The organism is Lactococcus sp. FSL K6-0773 (assembly GCF_038006485.1).
Lineage (GTDB): Bacteria > Bacillota > Bacilli > Lactobacillales > Streptococcaceae > Lactococcus > Lactococcus lactis.
Map to the genome: position 1 here is coordinate 1909955 of NZ_JBBOVF010000001.1, position 16578 is coordinate 1926532.

The 16578-nt window shown below is 35.6% G+C and carries 17 protein-coding genes; 14 read left to right on the forward strand and 3 right to left on the reverse strand.

The window, feature by feature from the left end; all coding sequences use genetic code 11:
- The first annotated feature begins 34 nt into the window (after positions 1-34).
- The 3 genes from MHB61_RS09455 (at position 35) to rpiA (ending at position 2782) form a co-directional block, all read left to right on the forward strand.
- Positions 35-1255, forward strand: a complete 1221-nt coding sequence (locus MHB61_RS09455; protein ID WP_010906404.1) for an MFS transporter — start codon at positions 35-37, stop codon at positions 1253-1255.
- An 82-nt stretch (positions 1256-1337) separates the two neighbouring features.
- On the forward strand, positions 1338-2024 hold the full coding sequence (locus MHB61_RS09460; protein ID WP_012898712.1) for a Crp/Fnr family transcriptional regulator: 687 nt from the start codon (positions 1338-1340) through the stop codon (positions 2022-2024).
- Positions 2025-2107: 83 nt separating this feature from the next.
- Positions 2108-2782 carry a ribose-5-phosphate isomerase RpiA gene (gene rpiA / locus MHB61_RS09465; protein ID WP_003132023.1) on the forward strand — a complete coding sequence of 225 codons (675 nt, stop codon included), beginning with the start codon at positions 2108-2110 and terminating at the stop codon, positions 2780-2782.
- 27 nt (positions 2783-2809) lie between these two features.
- On the opposite strand, the gene MHB61_RS09470 is transcribed toward rpiA, so the two are convergent.
- Entirely contained in the window at positions 2810-3250 is a 441-nt protein-coding gene (locus tag MHB61_RS09470; RefSeq protein WP_003132021.1) for an NUDIX hydrolase, read from the reverse strand.
- A gap of 292 nt (positions 3251-3542) precedes the next feature.
- Here MHB61_RS09470 and mreC point away from each other — a divergent pair, with 292 nt between their 5' ends.
- From mreC to MHB61_RS09515, 9 genes are all read left to right on the forward strand, one after another.
- Entirely contained in the window at positions 3543-4418 is an 876-nt protein-coding gene (mreC, locus tag MHB61_RS09475; RefSeq protein WP_003132018.1) for a rod shape-determining protein MreC, read from the forward strand.
- An 89-nt stretch (positions 4419-4507) separates the two neighbouring features.
- Positions 4508-5035 carry a rod shape-determining protein MreD gene (gene mreD, locus MHB61_RS09480; RefSeq protein WP_014570856.1) on the forward strand — a complete coding sequence of 176 codons (528 nt, stop codon included), beginning with the start codon at positions 4508-4510 and terminating at the stop codon, positions 5033-5035.
- A gap of 103 nt (positions 5036-5138) precedes the next feature.
- Entirely contained in the window at positions 5139-6491 is a 1353-nt protein-coding gene (locus MHB61_RS09485; RefSeq protein ID WP_003132015.1) for a CHAP domain-containing protein, read from the forward strand.
- A gap of 122 nt (positions 6492-6613) precedes the next feature.
- Complete coding sequence (gene asnB, locus MHB61_RS09490; protein WP_003132014.1) at positions 6614-8491, forward strand: asparagine synthase (glutamine-hydrolyzing); 1878 nt, start codon at positions 6614-6616, stop codon at positions 8489-8491.
- Positions 8492-8502: 11 nt separating this feature from the next.
- Positions 8503-9729, forward strand: a complete 1227-nt coding sequence (locus MHB61_RS09495) for a carboxylate--amine ligase (protein ID WP_003132013.1) — start codon at positions 8503-8505, stop codon at positions 9727-9729.
- A 31-nt stretch (positions 9730-9760) separates the two neighbouring features.
- On the forward strand, positions 9761-10483 hold the full coding sequence (locus MHB61_RS09500) for an aspartate/glutamate racemase family protein (RefSeq protein ID WP_003132012.1): 723 nt from the start codon (positions 9761-9763) through the stop codon (positions 10481-10483).
- Positions 10473-11216 carry a C39 family peptidase gene (locus MHB61_RS09505; RefSeq protein WP_003132011.1) on the forward strand — a complete coding sequence of 248 codons (744 nt, stop codon included), beginning with the start codon at positions 10473-10475 and terminating at the stop codon, positions 11214-11216. Before MHB61_RS09500 ends, MHB61_RS09505 begins: the two co-directional genes overlap by 11 nt.
- A gap of 113 nt (positions 11217-11329) precedes the next feature.
- The gene (gene dnaJ, locus MHB61_RS09510) at positions 11330-12469 is read left to right on the forward strand and encodes a molecular chaperone DnaJ (protein WP_014570855.1); all 1140 of its coding nucleotides are present in this window, start codon (positions 11330-11332) and stop codon (positions 12467-12469) included.
- Positions 12470-12607: 138 nt separating this feature from the next.
- Positions 12608-13135, forward strand: coding sequence for a YqeG family HAD IIIA-type phosphatase (locus tag MHB61_RS09515; RefSeq protein ID WP_003132009.1), 528 nt, complete (start codon positions 12608-12610; stop codon positions 13133-13135).
- Between the two features lie 191 nt (positions 13136-13326).
- Here the strand turns inward: MHB61_RS09515 and zwf are convergent, their stop codons facing one another.
- Together zwf and MHB61_RS09525 are read right to left on the reverse strand one after the other, a co-directional pair.
- Entirely contained in the window at positions 13327-14838 is a 1512-nt protein-coding gene (gene zwf / locus MHB61_RS09520) for a glucose-6-phosphate dehydrogenase (protein WP_012898704.1), read from the reverse strand.
- A gap of 70 nt (positions 14839-14908) precedes the next feature.
- Positions 14909-15088: a hypothetical protein gene (locus tag MHB61_RS09525; protein ID WP_003132007.1), complete on the reverse strand. Its 180-nt coding sequence runs from the start codon at positions 15086-15088 to the stop codon at positions 14909-14911.
- A 185-nt stretch (positions 15089-15273) separates the two neighbouring features.
- On the opposite strand from MHB61_RS09525, the gene MHB61_RS09530 reads away from it, so the two are divergent.
- A complete protein-coding gene (locus MHB61_RS09530) occupies positions 15274-16125 on the forward strand; it encodes a sulfite exporter TauE/SafE family protein (RefSeq protein ID WP_010906392.1) in 852 nt (283 codons plus the stop codon).
- Complete coding sequence (locus MHB61_RS09535) at positions 16125-16502, forward strand: DUF1634 domain-containing protein (protein ID WP_003132003.1); 378 nt, start codon at positions 16125-16127, stop codon at positions 16500-16502. The genes MHB61_RS09530 and MHB61_RS09535 overlap by 1 nt, the downstream gene beginning before the upstream one ends.
- Positions 16503-16578 lie beyond the last annotated feature (76 nt).

Consider the following 16578-nt stretch of genomic DNA (forward strand, 5'->3'; position numbering starts at 1 on the left):
GCAGAGTCTCTTTTACTTAGAAATGGAAAAAATCATGAAAAAAGAAAGTATTTTTACTCCTACTTTCGTTATTAACACGCTTATTAGTTTTTTATTTTATATTGTTTTTTACGTCTTAACCTCCTCAATAGGGACTTATGCGCTTCAACAACTTCATCAATCAACAGTTGTTAGTCTTTCTTTATCAAGCGTTTTTGTTATTGGAGCCCTGATTGGTCGGGTTTGGACAGGTATTAATATCACACGTATCGGAATGAAGCGATTGCTCTATATTGGTGGACTTATTTTTCTTGTTTTAACTTTTGGTTATTATTTGACAACTAATATTCCCTTACTCTTTTTGATTCGAGTGATTCAAGGCGCAGGTTTTGGGATTGGTGCAACAGCCTCAGGAACAATTGCAGGTCACGTTGTCCCTGCTTCACGTCGTGGTGAAGGAATTGGCTACTACGCTTTATCTGTTACCTTGGCAGCTGCAGTTGGTCCAGCCCTTTCAATCATGATTTACTCTTCACTTGGTTTTGGTTCTTTACTTGGAATTGCTCTTGGTTTGTTGGTTATTACCTTCATATTAATTTTCTTTGTTCGTGTCAAAGAATTTTCTGCAGAAGAGCGTGCCTATGCCCTGGCGCATGAACCTAAAGGTGTTGAACGATATATTGAAAAATCAGCTCTTCCTATTTCAATTATTGCCTTTTTAGCCGGATTTATTGACTCAGCTATTTTAACAGGAATGGGTTCATTTTCAACAGATCTTAAAATTCCACTTGCGGGATCATTATTCTTCACGATGTATGCCGTGTTAATCTTTGTTTCACGTCCATTCACAGGTCGTTTATTCGATACTAAAGGGGATAACTGGATTTTCAATCCAACATTTATTTTCTTTGCAGTGGCAATGCTTCTTGTTGGCTTAGCCGGTTTCTTCAGCCCAGCTATTGGCTTTGTTGTCTTATTAATTGCTGGTGGAGCCTTCGGTCTTGGTTACGGTGGTGTTGCACCATTTGGTCAAGCAATTGCTATTCGTGATTCAAGTAAAGACCGTATCGGTGTTGCAACTTCTACCTTCTTTGGATTTTTAGATTTAGGTGTTGGTGGAGGACCTATTGTTCTTGGAGCAATTATTCCAATGCTTGGAAATGGTATGCTTGGTTTCAGAAATTTGTATCTTTACAGTGCTCCCGCAGTTGTAATTGTTTGGATTATATACTATCTCATTCATGGTAAACATCAAAAATCAAGTTCTAAAGTTTGATTTTAATGATTTACATAAAAAATGATATAATGAAATGGCTACAGCCTTATATAGGCGAATAAATGAACAAATTAGCGAGTAGATGAGTTTTAATAAGATGGAAGAAATGGCAAACGTAAACATTGAATATCTAATCAATACACTAGAGCAAAAAAAAGTCAGTGTCGTAACACGTAAAAAGCATAGCTATATTATGTATCAAGGAATTGAGTCAGAATATATCTATGTCCTTAAAGATGGTGTAGCGAAGATTAGCAATATTTTAAGAGATGGTCGTGAATTTAATATCGCGTATGTTGCGCAGCCAGATTTTGTTTCTTTATTGGAAGAAAAACAAAATGATGGAATCTCAGCATTATTTAATGTCAGAGTGGAATCTCCAACGGCTAATTTTTATAAAATTTCGCGGAGTGATTTTTGGGATTGGGTGCGCGAAGATTTAAATTTATTTAGAGTTGTTGATGATTTTTATAAAAGAAGATTGGCACTTAATTTAGAAATTCTTCAAAAAATGACAATTAATGGTAAAAAAGGAGCAGTTTGTGCTTGTCTCCATAGTTTAATTGATGATTTTGGCATTCGTAAGAAAGATGGAATTTTGATTGATTTCACAGTTACTAATGAGGATATTGCAGGATTCTGTGGTATTTCTACAAGAAACAGTGTCAATCGTATTCTCCACGATTTAAAGGATGAGAAAGTAATTGATGTGATTGATAATAAGATCATGATTTATAATCCTCAATATTTGGAAGAATATATTAGTTAATATAAACAGATAAAAAAGCTACTTTAGGTAGCTTTTTTGTTATAATTAGGTCAGCATGATATCAAAGTATTCAAGGAGGTAAAATGGATAATTTAAAAAAACAAGTCGGCATAAAAGCTGCTGAATTTGTTAAATCGGGAATGGTCGTTGGTTTAGGAACTGGGTCAACAGCAGCCTATTTTGTCGAAGAATTGGGTCGAAGAATTGCCGAAGAACAATTGGAAATTACGGGTGTAACAACGTCCAATGTAACAAGTAGCCAAGCCAGAGCTCTTGGAATTCCTTTAGCCTCTATTGACGAAGTAGATTATGTTGATTTAACAGTTGATGGCGCAGATGAAATTGATTCTTCACTAAATGGTATTAAAGGTGGTGGAGCAGCACTTCTAATGGAAAAAATTGTTGCAACCTACTCAAAAGACTATATTTGGATTGTTGATGAAAGTAAATTATCAGAAAATCTAGGATCCTTTAAAATTCCTGTAGAAGTTATTCCTTATGGCTCACAACAAGTTTTTAAAAAATTCGAAGCGGCTGGCTATGCTCCAACTTGGCGTCTAAATGAGGAAAACGAGAGATTGATAACGGATATGCATCACTTTATTATTGACCTTCATATCTCTCAAATTAAAGAACCAGAAAAACTTGCTGAAGAGCTTGATTTAATGGTTGGAGTTGTTGAACACGGCCTCTTTAATAACATGGTTAAAAAAGTGATTGTTGCTGGCAACGAAGGCGTAAGAATAATAAATAAGTAAATAAAAAATCGTCAATCAGACGATTTTTTATTTCTTTAACCACTCTTGAACTCCCCATTTATGAGAGCCACGTTTGAGTTTACTAATAGCTGTTTCTGGGTCAAACCAGCTAATATGGTTAAAATCTTCGAGAGGTTTGGAATCAAAGCGGACATTCTTAGTATTATAAATATAGGCGGGATTATAATAATATTTATCACGATGCGAACTATAAAAATATTCATCTGCTTGCCCTAAAAATTCTCCAATTTCAGCGGTAGCTCCTAACTCTTCCATGAGTTCACGATGAAGTGCTTTTTCTTGATCTTCACCCGCTTCAATTTCCCCTCCAGGAAGAAAATAAGCTCCATTGGGTGCCTGAACGAGACAAATTTCTTTATTCTCTCTTGCGACAATCGAATAGACACCATATCTTGCCTGATAATTTTTCTCTTCATTTTTTTCACCGAAAACTGGAATATGATTCATAAAAAATTCTCCCCAATACTGATTATTATGATAAACATAACTATTTTAAAATAGTTAAAAACCGCTTACAGAAATTTATTACTACTATTCTATCAAAATTCTGTCAAATTTGATAAAATAAGGTACGAGTAAGAAGAACTTATACGACTATCGGATTGAAAGTGAAGATTAGTTCAAAGAGATAAACGATATAAGAATTGCTTTTGCTTATGCAAAGGGCTATGTGAAATCACAGAGCTTTCAAATTTAATTTAGAGAGTTTGAAACATATTACCGAAGGGAACATAGAATAGTGAAAAAAATTAACTTAAGTAAGCTTATTATTATTGCACTCATTATCATTATTGCAGCGATGTCAGCAATTTTTATCTCTGCCAAAAATTTTAAGTCTAACCGTAATCCGTCAGCAATGACTCAAACCATTAATGATGGGACAAGTTTTGTTGACAGAGTACTTGTGGCACCTATCCACTTTGTTCAAGACAAGGCTAATGAATTGTCGAATCTGATGGATACCTACCAACAAAACCAAAGTTTAAAAACACAATTGGCAAAGTCAAAAGATGATGATAATAAATTAAGCGGCCTTGAGTCAGAAAATAAAGAGTTGAAAAAAGCTTTGAAACTCCAAGAAACTTTAACTGATTATCAAACGGTTGCTGCAAATGTGATTACTCGTGAGCCTTCTTCATGGAATGATACACTAGTGATTGATAGCGGTAGTAAGGATGGCTTGACAACAGGTATGATTGTTATGGCAAATGGTGGCGTTGTTGGTCGAGTAACTCAAGTGAATAAAAATAGTTCAAAAGTTGCACTTTTAAGTTCTTCTAAAGGAATTGATAATAAAATTCCTGTAAGAATTGAAAGTGACGGCTCACCTATTTATGGCATTTTGAGCAGCTATGATTCCCAACAAGAGGCTTATGTAGTTAAAAATATCGACTCACAAGGGAAATTTAAAAATGGAGATTCCGTTTTTACTAGTGGTCTTGGAACGAATTCTGGTAGTCAAGGTGGAACACCAAGTGGTTTACTTATAGGAAAGGTTATCGGTGAAAAGCAAGATAGTGATGGCCTTGGTAAAATGGTTTATATCAAACCAGAAACAAATCTCTATGATATTAGATTCGTCTTTGTGGTCAAAAGCAAAATTGACGGTCAGTAGTTTTTGCTAGATAAGTATTAATTATTATTTTGCTTATGGAAATAAAGCATTAATTTGTTAAAACCAACTAGAATATAAGGAATTAAGTAGTGAGTCGATTTACATTTCAATTTTTTAGTCCAATTATTCTTTTTTTACTAATGATTTTGGACGGTCAAATTACCCATATATTAACGGGGGTTAGCAGCGGGACGTGGGTACCAGTGAGTCATTTATTTTTGATATTTCTGATGTACAGTGTCACTCAGCACAGACCAAGCTATATTATCATCTTAGCGGCAGTTTTGGGGGCAATATATGATAGTTATTATCTAGGGATTTATGGAATTGCGACCTTATTGTTCCCACTTATTGCTCTTTTTATATATAATATACAGATAACCATATTTACTAATCGCTGGACACGGTTATTTACAACAATTATTATTGTGACGGCTTTTGAAGTTTTTAGTGCAATCATTATGGTAGCTTTTGGATTTGCACATTTAAACTTTATTAATTTTGTTGTTTACCAGCTAGCGCCTACACTTTTGCTTAATATTATCTTGGCTGTAGCCTTGCAATTTCCTTTAGAAATCTTTTACAGATTAAAGAAAAGTCACGGAAGATACAATTAGAAAGCGTTTTGTAACCATAAAGAAATATTTTGGGCGGGTAGGAATAGTATAATATGTTTATTCAACCGAACTTAATGGGAGGAAAAATTAAAAAATTACAGTTATGAAAAAAAAGATTATCTCAGCTATTTTAATGTCTACAGTGGTACTCTCTGCTGCAGCACCGTTGTCAGGGGTCTACGCTGACACAAATTCAGATATTGCTAAACAAGATGCGACAATTTCAAGTGCGCAGTCTGCAAAGGCTCAAGCCCAAGCACAAGTTGATAGCTTACAATCAAAAGTTGATAGCTTACAACAAAAACAAGCAAGCACAAAAGCTCAAATTGCTAAAATCGAAAGTGAAGCAAAAGCGCTTAATGCACAAATTGCAACATTGAATGAAAGTATCGCAGAACGTACAAAGACATTGGAAGCTCAAGCACGTAGTGCTCAAGTTAACAGCTCAGCAACAAACTATATGGATGCTGTTGTTAATTCAAAATCTTTGACAGATGTTATTCAAAAAGTAACAGCAATTGCTACAGTTTCTAGTGCCAACAAACAAATGTTGGAACAACAAGAAAAAGAGCAAAAAGAACTTAGTCAAAAATCAGAAACTGTTAAAAAGAACTATAACCAGTTCGTTTCTCTTTCACAAAGTTTAGATTCTCAAGCTCAAGAGTTGACTTCACAACAAGCTGAACTTAAAGTTGCTACTTTGAATTATCAAGCAACAATTGCTACTGCGCAAGATAAAAAACAATCTTTATTAGATGAAAAAGCAGCCGCAGAAAAAGCAGCTCAAGAAGCAGCTAAAAAACAAGCAGCTTATGAAGCACAACAAAAAGAGGCCGCTAAAGCTCAGGCAGCTTCTACAGCAGCAACAACTAAAGCGGTAGAAGAAGCAACTTCAACTGTTTCATCTAGTCAAGCTTCACAATCAAGTTCATCAAGTTCAAACACAAGTAGCAATAATACATCATCAAATTCAAGCAGCTCAAGTAGCAATTCATCAAGCTCTAATAGCTCTAATGGTGGTGGAAGTACAAATACTGGTAACAATAATGCTGCTGGTACTGGTAATACTGGTGGTTCAAGTTCATCAGGTATTAATAGCACACCAATTGCTAATCCTTATGCTGGTGGTGGATGTACTGACTATGTATGGCAATACTTTGCTGCACAAGGAATCTATATCAGAAATATCATGCCAGGTAATGGTGGGCAATGGGCAACTAATGGTCCTGCCCAAGGTGTACTCCATGTTGTAGGAGCTGCACCTGGTGTTATCGCATCAAGCTTCTCAGCTGATTTTGTTGGATATGCAAATTCACCTTACGGTCATGTTGCTATTGTAAAATCAGTTAACTCAAATGGTACAATTACCATTAAAGAAGGTGGATATGGTACAACTTGGTGGGGACATGAACGCACTGTAAGTGCGTCTGGTGTAACATTCTTGATGCCAAACTAGTTCAAATTTTTAATAAATAAAAAAATAGTGATTTGATAGTGGGGAATAATTTTCCTTCTGTCAAATCATTTTTTATTATTGTGGTATAATAATAAGGAAAAATGATAAGGGGATAGATACAAATGTGTGGAATTGTCGGCTTTATTGACCGGATGAATCAAAATGATAAATCAAAAACTTTAGAAGAAATGATGAATACTATTGTTCACCGTGGTCCAAGTAGTTCAGGTGAATTTATTGATGAAGGTGCCGCAATTGGCTTTCGTCGTTTGAGTATTATTGACCTTGAAGGTGGAGACCAACCCATTTTCAATGAAGATAAAAGTAAATTGATTACTTTTAACGGTGAAATTTATAACTTCCGCGAATTACGTGAGGACCTTATCGCTAAAGGTCATGATTTTACAACTCATGCTGATACAGAAGTTCTTTTGCATGGTTATGAAGAATATGGTGTAGAACTTCTTCAAAAGCTTCGTGGAATGTTCGCTTTTGTTATTTGGGATAGAGAAAAACAAGAATTGTTTGGTGCTCGTGATCATTTTGGTATCAAACCACTTTACTATACTCAAATGGGTGGAACTTTCATGTATGGTTCAGAAATTAAAAGTTTTTTGAAACATCCAAACTTCAAAAAAGAATTAAATAAAGAAGCTTTAAAACCTTACATGACTTTCCAATACTCTGCTCTTGATGAAACTTTCTTTAAAAATGTTTTTCGTATCAAAGAAGGTCATTACTTTACTTACAAAGATGGGGTCTTGGATATCAAACCTTATTGGGATATGAAAGTTGATGAAAAAGATATGAGCTTGGAAGAATCAATTGATTTGATTGACAAGACCGTTTTGGGTTCTGTTGACGCTCATAAATTTGCTGACGTAGAAGTTGGAGCTTTTGTATCAAGCGGTGTCGATTCTAGTTATGTTGCTTCAACGCTTCGTCCTGAACATACTTATTCTATTGGTTTTGGTCAAGGAACTTTCAATGAATCTAAACAAGCCAAACAATTGACTGATATGATTGGTTTGAACAATACTTCTCGTGAAATCCATGGAGATGAAGCGTTCAAGTATTTCCCACAAATTCAATATTATTTGGATGAACCAGATTCAAATCCTTCTTGTGTGCCACTCTTTTTCCTCGCAGAATTAGCAGCACGTGATGTACGTGTTGTAATGAGCGGTGAAGGTGCCGATGAGCTTTTTGCTGGTTATGAGTCTTATGGATTTAGTACAAATTCTCGTGCGGTTCGTGTTTTCGCAGAAGGTTTGAAGAAATTACCAAAATCTTTACGTTTCTCAATTGCTCGTGGTATTGAAAATAAACATTTCAAAGGTCAAAAACATCTTTATGAATCACTTGCGCCTGCTGAAGATTTCTTTATCGGCCAAGCGAAAGTATTTGATGAGTCTGAATCAGTAGAGCTTTTGAAAGAAGAATTTAAAGCAGCTCCAACTGTTAAAGATATTGTTGGAAAAACTTACAAAAAGGCCCCAGAAGGTTCTGAACTTCGTAAAATGCAATATCTTGATATGCACCAATGGATGCCAGGAGATATCCTACTTAAAGCTGATAAAATGGCAATGGCACACTCACTTGAATTGCGTGTTCCACTCCTTGATATTGAATTGATGCATACAGCGGAACAAATTCCTACAAAATATCTTTTGAATGAGCATAATACAAAGTATGCTTTCCGCCAAGCAGCTCGTCGTCATTTACCAGAAGAATGGTCAAATCGTAAAAAATTAGGCTTCCCAGTGCCAATTAAAGACTGGTTGCGAGAAGAAAAATATTATAAAGTTGTTCGTCAATTATTTGAACAAGATTTTGTTGCTGAATTCTTTGATCAAGAAAAACTCTTGAAGATGTTGGATGATAACTTTGCAGATAAAAATGATGCACGTCGTAAACTCTGGACAATTTATTCATTCTTGACTTGGTATGATGTTTACTTCATCAATAATGGTGAAAAACCTGCTGTGGTTAATTTTTAAGGGAGGTTTTTGTGTCACAAACAAATGAATTTCAACCTATCTTGTTAGGTTCTGATATCAACGTCTATGGAATGGCTCGTTCATTTCATGAAGAATTTGGAATTACTTCTCTGGCTTTAAGTGCTTCTGGATTAGCTCCAACAAAGTATTCAAAAATTGTTGAAGTACAAACTCATGAAAATTTTGACCATGAAGAAACTTTTATTCAGGTGCTTCGTGATTTTGCAAGTAAACATAAAGACAGTAAGAAAAAATATCTTTTAGTAGCTTGTGGGGACGGTTATGCCCTACTTGCTTCAAAATATCGTGAGGAACTTTCGAAATTTTTTGAAGTGCCTTATATTGACTACGCGCTTTATCGTCAATTAGAAAATAAGCCTGATTTTTACAATATCTGTGAACAATATAATTTACCTTATCCAAAAACGGTATTAGTTAATCCAAAATCAGAAATAGATACTTTAGTAGATGAGTTAACTTTCCCTTATCCAATGATTTTAAAACCAGGGAATTCTATTTCTTATTTAGATGTGCACTTTGAAGGGCAGAAAAAAGCGTTCACGATTGCATCTAACGAAGAAATGAAGTTGATGCTGCATCGTTGTTATGAAGCTGGTTATCCTGATGAGATGATTATTCAAGATTTCATTCCTGGAGGGGATGAAAATATGCGTGTTCTTAACGCTTATGTAGATAAAAATCATAAAGTTCGCATGATGTGTTTGGGTCATCCATTACTTGAGGATCCAAGTCCAAAAGCGATTGGGAATTATGTGGCGATTTTGCCTGATTATAATCAACAAGTTTATCAACAAATTCAGGATTTTCTTGAAAAAATTGAATATACAGGCTTTGCTAATTTTGATATGAAATATGACCCACGTGATGGCTCTTATAAACTTTTTGAAATTAACTTACGTCAAGGACGTAGCTCCTTTTATGTTACTTTAAATGGTTACAATTTGACACGTTATTTAGTTGCTGACCGTATTAACAATGAACCTTTTACTGAGACAATTTATGGAAAAGGTTCAAAACTTTGGTTAGGGGTTCCTAAAAAAGTATTGCTCAAATATGTAAATCCTAGTTTTAAAGAAGAAATTCGTCGTTTTATTAATTCAGGAAACTATGGGACAACTCTATTTTATTCTAAGGATAACTCACCAAAACGTTATCTTTTGATGAAATATGCATTCCATCGCTATATTGGGGCATTTAAAACGTACTTTCACAAATAAAAATTAAGAATAAGAAGGACAGGGGGATATAATGGAAAACTTCTTTACAATCTTGGGGGGGATGGGTACTCTTGCGACTGAAAGTTTTATTCATACACTGAATGAACGAACAGAGGCTTATCGTGACCAAGATTATTTGAATTATATCGTAGTTAATCATGCGACAATTCCTGACCGAACAGATTATATCAAGAATCCTTCATTGGAAAATCCAGAAGAAAAATTGATTGATGATATTAAGATTCACAGTCAACTTTCACCAAAATTTTTCGTTGTTCCTTGTAACACGGCTCATTATTATTTTGATGAGATGCAAAAAGCAACAGAAATTCCGATTCTACATATGCCACGCATTGCCGTTGATAGTATTAGCCATCACTTTCCAAAAGCTAAGAGGGTGGCCGTGCTAGCGACTGAAGGAACAATTTTGACAGGAGTTTATCGTAAGGCCTTGGAAGAACAAGGATATGAAGCGGTAATTCCAGATGATCAATTGCAAGAAAAGGTAAATCGCTTGATTTATCAAGAAGTTAAGGAAAATAGAAATCTTAATTTTGAGCTTTATAAGGAAATTTTGTCTGATGTCGCGTCAGAAATGAATTGTGAAGTAACCATTTTAGGTTGTACAGAATTGTCAGTCTTATATGAAGCCTATGATTTGACAAAAGAGTACAATATAATAGATGCACAAGCTGAAACTGTACATCGAACAATATCTATGATGGGAAAAAAAGATTTATTAGATGACTATTAAAAAGAAAAAACTTTTTAAAAAAAGAATCGTAATTTTATTTGTTCTTGTGGCCTGTCTACTTATTTTTACTTTAATTGTAAATCCTAAGAATCAAGAAGATAAAAAATTAACACCTGCATCAAAAACTTTTGTCCAAACTGATCGTAAGGGTAAGTACGATTATGTTTTGATGAAAACTGGTGATGTTAATCAAATGACAATCGGAGCCTACCAGGGATGTGAAATTGTTTCTTTTTACAATGCATTGGTCTATTTGGATAAAACTCAGGGTAGGACGGTCACTGATTGGATTGAATCTTTGCCGTATGTGGGTTGGGGAGGTGATCCAGGAAGTGGTTATGCTGGTAATCCTTGGACGTCTGATGAAGACATCCCGGATGGTGGTTTTCCAACGATTTGGCCCACAGCTTTGATGAGTTTTGCTCAAGAAAATAATATCCAAGTTGCTGACTTATCTGGAAAAAGTATTAGCGAGATTAAAGATGCTGTTTTATCAGAACATTTAGTTGAAATGTGGGTGACGATTGATTTTGATGAACCTAATATCACTTACGATGATTATTACGGTTATAAGGTTGTAGCTAATACGCATGCTGTTATTTTAGATGGGTATAACGAAAAGAAAAATGAGTTTCATGTTACTGATCCAATAAAAGGAAAATATTGGTTGGCTGAATCTACAGTTGATTCGGTTTATAGTGGAACAAATCAATTTGCGATAGAATTTTTATAGTGTAATTAGCACTCTTATAAAAAGAGTGCTAATTTTTTTGCCAAAAATGAAAAAACGTGGTAAAATAGTGCTATTGAAAAATTGATTTAGTAAAGGAAGTGAGTAATTTAGAAATGAATAATACTGAATATTATGAACGACTAGGTGTCGATAAAAATGCCAGTCAAGATGAAATAAAAAAAGCTTATCGTAAAATGTCCAAAAAATATCACCCCGATTTAAATAAAGAAGAGGGTGCTGAAGAAAAATATAAAGAAGTTCAAGAAGCATACGAAACGCTTTCGGATGAACAAAAGCGTGCTGCTTATGACCAATATGGTGAAGCTGGAGCCAATGGCGGCTTTGGTGGCGGTGGCTTCGGCGGAGCTTCTGGTTTCTCTGGTTTCGGCGGTAGCTCAGGTGGCTTTGGTGGTTTTGAAGATATATTCTCAAGTTTCTTTGGAGGAGGTGGTGCACAAGTTAACCCTAATGCACCCCGTCAAGGAGATGACTTACAGTATCGGATAAACTTAAAATTTGAAGAAGCTATTTTTGGCGTGGAAAAACAAGTCAAATATAATCGTGAAGAACTCTGTCACACTTGTGGAGGTTCTGGAGCGAAAGCTGGCACACATCCAGAAACTTGTCATAAATGTGGTGGTCGTGGACAAATTAATGTTGTTCGTGATACACCGCTTGGACGGATGCAAACACAAGTAACATGTGATGTTTGTAACGGAACAGGTAAAGAAATCAAAGAGAAATGTGAAACTTGTCATGGTTCAGGTCATGAAAAAGTGGCACATACTGTTAAGGTTACTGTACCTGCTGGTGTTGAAACTGGACAAAAAATGCGTTTGCAAGGACAAGGTGATGCTGGTGTAAATGGTGGACCTTATGGTGATTTGTATGTTGTTTTCCAAGTGGAAGCTTCAGACAAATTTGAGCGTGATGGTGCAGAAATTTACTACAAGATGCCAATGGACTTTGTTCAAGCTGCTTTAGGTGATGAAATTGAAGTTCCGACTGTTCATGGAAATGTGAAGTTGAAAATTCCTGCTGGAACACAAACAGGGGCTAATTTCCGTCTAAAAGGTAAAGGTGCGCCAAAACTCCGTGGTTCTGGTAATGGTGACCAATATGTTATTATCAATATTGTCACTCCTAAGAATTTGAATCAAGCTCAAAAAGAAGCGCTCCAAGCTTTTGCTAAAGCAAGTGGTGTTGAAGTCTCTGGTTCAGGTAAAAAAGGTTTCTTTGATAAGTTTAAATAAAAATAAAAGTAAAAGTCGCTTTTGGCGGCTTTTTTTGTTCTATCAGTAATTTTGTTCTCTATTTTTTTGCTGACAAGTTTGTCAGTATTTTTAGGGAAGAAAACAGGAATTTCTGTAAGTTTTTGATATAATAGGGGCATGAAAATTGATAATTATAAGCCTGATTATTTAGTGGAAGCTGTCTATCAACTAGACCCTAAACGTCTGCAAGCCTTGAATGTTCGTGCCGTAATGGTGGATTTGGACAATACTTTAATTGCCTGGGATAATCCTGACGGAACTCCAGAGCTTTTGGCTTGGCTTTTGGATATGCGAGAAAATGGTTTAAAAGTGGTGGTTGTATCAAATAATAAACAAGCAAGAGTTGCTCGTGCTGTGGAAAAGTTTGGTGTTCAATATATTTGGCGGGCAATGAAACCTTTTGCTTGGGGGATAAAAAAAGCCTTGAGATTGCTTGATGAGCGTCCTGAAAATGTGATTATGGTTGGTGATCAATTGATGACGGATATTAGAGCTGCTCATCGTGCCGGCGTCAGAAGTATTTTAGTCAAACCTTTAGTTGCATCAGACTCTTGGAGTACACAAGTGAATCGTTGGCGTGAACGACGCGTTTGGAAAAAATTGATTGCTCGAGATGGTGAGCCTGTGTGGAAAACAAGTTTATAAAAATAGATTTCAAAAAGAATTTTACCTGTGGAAAAATAAATTCACAAGTAAAATCCTTTTTTTATCTTATTTTATGGATAAAAACAGAAAGTTTTCCACAGAATTGTGAAGTCTTTCCACAAATATGTGGAAAACTGTGTAAAAGTTTGTGGAAAAGATAAAAAACCTATCGTTAAGACAGGTTTTTTTCTTTATTTATTGTAGTAACCACGTTCTTGATACCATAAATCAGGTTGCCAAGCCCATTCGTGACCATTTTTTTCTAGTAAGTCAAATGCAGCCTTAGGTCCCATTGTGCGAGCCGCATAAGTTGGAAGCTCAGAAGTTTCTTTATCCCAAGCTTCTCGAATAACATCAATAAGTTCCCAGGCGCGAGCCGCTTCTTCCCAATGTGAGAAATTTGTTCCATCTCCATTAAGGACATCTAGGAAAAGTTTTTCATATGCTTCAGGAGAATTTCCAAGAAATTCACTATCGTGTCGGAAATTTAACCGCAAAGGCTCTAAATGGAAGCCTTGACCAGCCGCTTTTCCATTTACTGAAAGTGAAAACCCTTCAGTTGGTTGAATATAAATGGTCAAAACATTTTGAACGGATTGGTCATCGCAATTTTCTGCAAAGAGATTGTCTTTATCTTTTTTGAAAACGATATTAATACGAGTTCCTTTTTCAGTCATACGTTTTCCTGAGCGAACATAGAAAGGGACGCCTGACCAACGCTCATTATCAATGACAAATTTTCCAGCAGCGAAAGTTTCAGTTCGACTGTCTGTTGCAACAGAATCTTCTTCGCGATAGCCTAGGTAATCTTCACCGTCAAAACGTCCTGCGATATATTGACCACGAACGAAGTTTTCTAAAGCTTCCTCAGAAGAATATTGACGGATTGCATTAAGGGCTTTAACTTTTTCTTTTACAATATAAGATTCATCAAATTTTTCAGGTTTTTCCATGGCAATGAGGCTGAGTACTTGTAAGACATGGTTTTGAATCATATCTTTTAAAGCACCAGAAGTTTCGTAGTAACCGCCACGGTCTTCAACACCGATAAATTCGGCAAAAGTAATCTGAACGTTATCAATGTGTTGATTATTCCAAAGCGATTCAAAGATTGGATTGGCAAAACGAACGGCAGAAACGGCCTGGATCATTTCTTTTCCAAGGTAGTGGTCGATTCGGAAAATTTGTTCTTCACTAAATACTTTTGCGAGGCTGTCATTAAGTGATTTTGCCGTATCGTAGCTTGTTCCAAATGGTTTTTCAATGACGATTCTCTCAAAACCCTCACCTGTCAAAATATTTTCTGATTTAAGGTGTTCAGCGATAGTGCCAAAAAATTGAGGAGCCATTGCTAAAAAGAAGACTTGATTGCCAGCAGTTTTATACTGTTTACGCAATTTTTCACCCAAATCTTTTAGGTTAACGTAATGTGAGCTGTCGCTAACATCGTGACTTTGATAATAAAAATGACTGGCGAAATTTTCGGCTTCCGTTTTTGAGTTCATTAAATCTTTGATAGACTCTAAAACAACTTCACGATAATATTCGTTTGTCCATGGACGGCGAGCGGTACCAATGACTGCAAAATTGTCAGCTAGCTCACCTTTTTTGAAAAGGCGAAAGAGTGAAGGGTAGAGCTTTCTTTTAGCGAGGTCACCAGTTGCTCCGAAGATGGTGAAAAGTGCTTGTTTTTGTTCGGTCATATTTTTTCCTTTTTTAAAAAACAATAATTAATTTACTGACAGACTGATTTAGAATTTCTGTCAGTAAAATTTAACCATTTGTATTAGTTTCATTGACGTAATCATGAGCGTACTGTTCAATATCGGCTTTGAGTTCAGCTTTCATTTCTTGAAATTCGGACTCGCTATAATCGCGCTCGGCTATTTTAGCATTATAAAAGGGAATTGCTAGCTCTTGACGAAGTCGTGTCTCAAGTTCTTGTCTATTCATTTTAACCTCCAATAAGTTGCCTCAAAAACTCTTGTGAAGCATTAATCTTATAAGAATTATATCATAAATTGGGGTTGTAAAAAATAGAATAGGATTTAAATGTTCTTGATAAAGTATCTTAATCAAAGGAACAAGCAGCTTTAAAAAGTTTTTGGTAAAATAGGGTTATTAGATTGGAGAAACACATGTCTTTATTAGTATTTACTCTGTTGATGTTACTTCTTGGTTTCGTCGCAGGGGTATTTGGCTCAATTTTGGGTCTTGGGGGTGGAATTATTATCACGCCTATTATTACGACATTTTTTGGTGTTGATATTAAATATGCCATTGGGGCAAGTATTGTTGCCGTTATTGCAACAAGTTCTGGTGCGGCCATTTCTTATCTGAAAGATGATATGATTAATGTTCGTACCGCTATGTTTTTGGAGATATTTACCACAATTGGTGGTTTAGTTGGTGCAATTTTAGCAGGATTTTTTGATGCTACGATTTTAAATATTTTATTTGGTTGTCTTTTGATTTTCCAAGGCTACAATATGTGGCGGAAAATGCATAAAGGTGAGGAAGTTGTTCAAAAGGTTGAGTCAGATAAGATAGCTGAGAAGTTAAAATTAAACTCAAGCTATTACGATAAACAACTTGGCAAAGAAATTCCTTATCAAGTAGAAAAGGTTCCAGGTGGTGCTGCTGTAATGCTTGGTGCTGGTGTTGCGTCAGGTCTTTTGGGAATTGGTTCTGGGGTCTTTAAGGTCATGGCAATGGATTCAATGATGAAAATGCCTTTAAAAGCTTCAACAGCGACTTCAAATTTGATGATTGGGGTAACAGCAGCGGCTTCTGCAACGGTTTATTTTTTCAATGGCTATGTTAATCCAAGTTTAGCAGGTCCGCTTGCTATTGGGATTGTTGCCGGTGCAGCTTTGGGCTCAAAAATTATGCCTAAGTTACCAGCAAAAACAATTCGATTGATTTTCATTCCAGTTATTTTGATTATGGCACTGCAAATGTTGCTTAAAGGATTGGGGGTATCGTTCTAATGGTAAATAAAGAATTAACAAAAGAAGAGTTACTCAAAATAGAGCGAAATATCGGAAAGATTCTTAGGATTGGTGTATTTGTTAGTACTACAGTCATTATTATTGGAATTTTGATGTTTCTCCTAAGTGGCCATTCTGGTTATGCTGAAGGGGTTTGGCCAGATAAATTTAATGAAATTTTAAGTGGTTTAGTTGAATTTAAAGCATTGGCTTGGTTGATGACTGGATTATTCCTCTTAATTTTGACTCCTGTTTTGCGAGTAGTTGCTTCAATTGTGGCTTTTGCAAAAGAAGGAGATAAACTCTATGTGGCAATTACAACTTTGGTTTTGATTATATTAATTGTTGCAATGTTTGTAGGGCACGGAGGTGCTTAAATAGGGCGTCATAGCGGATTTTCAACTTGCATTTTTTCTATTAAACTGATATTATAGAAAAGTGTTATGACCCGTA

Excerpts from the sequence above, each read along its gene's own strand:
- MHB61_RS09460 (WP_012898712.1), top strand. The coding sequence starts at position 1,338 with ATGAGTTTTAATAAGATGGAAGAAATGGCAAACGTAAACATTGAATAT.
- MHB61_RS09530 (WP_010906392.1), top strand. The coding sequence starts at position 15,274 with ATGTCTTTATTAGTATTTACTCTGTTGATGTTACTTCTTGGTTTCGTC.
- rpiA (WP_003132023.1), top strand. The coding sequence starts at position 2,108 with ATGGATAATTTAAAAAAACAAGTCGGCATAAAAGCTGCTGAATTTGTT.
- MHB61_RS09470 (WP_003132021.1), bottom strand. The coding sequence starts at position 3,250 with ATGAATCATATTCCAGTTTTCGGTGAAAAAAATGAAGAGAAAAATTAT.
- MHB61_RS09515 (WP_003132009.1), top strand. The coding sequence starts at position 12,608 with ATGAAAATTGATAATTATAAGCCTGATTATTTAGTGGAAGCTGTCTAT.
- MHB61_RS09505 (WP_003132011.1), top strand. The coding sequence starts at position 10,473 with ATGACTATTAAAAAGAAAAAACTTTTTAAAAAAAGAATCGTAATTTTA.
- dnaJ (WP_014570855.1), top strand. The coding sequence starts at position 11,330 with ATGAATAATACTGAATATTATGAACGACTAGGTGTCGATAAAAATGCC.
- MHB61_RS09500 (WP_003132012.1), top strand. The coding sequence starts at position 9,761 with ATGGAAAACTTCTTTACAATCTTGGGGGGGATGGGTACTCTTGCGACT.
- MHB61_RS09535 (WP_003132003.1), top strand. The coding sequence starts at position 16,125 with ATGGTAAATAAAGAATTAACAAAAGAAGAGTTACTCAAAATAGAGCGA.
- MHB61_RS09525 (WP_003132007.1), bottom strand. The coding sequence starts at position 15,088 with ATGAATAGACAAGAACTTGAGACACGACTTCGTCAAGAGCTAGCAATT.
- MHB61_RS09455 (WP_010906404.1), top strand. The coding sequence starts at position 35 with ATGAAAAAAGAAAGTATTTTTACTCCTACTTTCGTTATTAACACGCTT.
- MHB61_RS09485 (WP_003132015.1), top strand. The coding sequence starts at position 5,139 with ATGAAAAAAAAGATTATCTCAGCTATTTTAATGTCTACAGTGGTACTC.
- asnB (WP_003132014.1), top strand. The coding sequence starts at position 6,614 with ATGTGTGGAATTGTCGGCTTTATTGACCGGATGAATCAAAATGATAAA.
- zwf (WP_012898704.1), bottom strand. The coding sequence starts at position 14,838 with ATGACCGAACAAAAACAAGCACTTTTCACCATCTTCGGAGCAACTGGT.